At 60.1% G+C, this 697-nt stretch carries 1 protein-coding gene; it reads right to left on the reverse strand.

The window, feature by feature from the left end:
* Window positions 1–697, reverse strand: a protein-coding gene (locus tag C1A35_RS37310; protein WP_104668918.1) for an IS5 family transposase whose coding sequence is annotated in 2 segments (ribosomal slippage) — window positions 1–397 and window positions 397–697 — 698 coding nt annotated over the 2 segments. Because the reading frame shifts where the segments join, the coding sequence is not laid out codon by codon here. This gene is flagged as partial in the annotation.

A 697-nucleotide genomic window follows, 5' to 3' on the forward strand; every position in this document is an offset into this window, starting at 1 on the left:
GCGATGTAGCATGTCGCGGCAAAGTTCAGCATGAGCTTGTCATACCTTGTGGCAACGCGGCGCCAATCCTTGAGGCGGCAGAAGGCGCGTTCGATGATGTTCCTGCGGCGGTAGGCGATCGGGTCAAAAGGCTTGATCCGCTTACGGGTCGGGTTGTTGGGAATGACAGGCTCGGTGCCGCGTGCTTTGAGAAAGTCGCGTAATGCGTCGCTATCGTAAGCCGTATCCGCAGCGCAAAGGCGGCTCGCCGGCAGAGGCTCAAGCAGCGGGATGGCGATCGGAGCATCACCGCGTTGTCCAGGTGTTATTCGCAGCGCGATTGGACGGCCGCAACTATCGACAACAGCATGGATTTTTGTCGATCTGCCGCCTCTTGAGCGGCCGACCGCCTGGGCATCTGCCCCCCTTTTCCGCCAGCGGCCGAACGATGAGCCTTGGCGGTCGTGCTGTCGATCAGATGGATATCGCGGTCAGTCCTTTGCACCAAGGCTTCAAACAGCCGCCGCCATATTCCTTTGGCGGACCAGCGATGGAAGCGATTGTAGACGGTTGTCGGAGGGCCGTAACAGGCGGGACAATCCTGCCAACGGCAGCCAGATCGCAAGACATGAATGATCCCGCTGATAACCCGGCGGTCGTCGGTTCGATGAGCGCCGGGCTGGTTTGTTGGAAGCAAGGGAGCGATCATCGCCCACTG

The sequence above is a fragment of the Ensifer adhaerens genome (genome assembly GCF_002940685.1).
In the GTDB taxonomy this organism is placed as follows: Bacteria; Pseudomonadota; Alphaproteobacteria; order Rhizobiales; family Rhizobiaceae; genus Ensifer; species Ensifer adhaerens_E.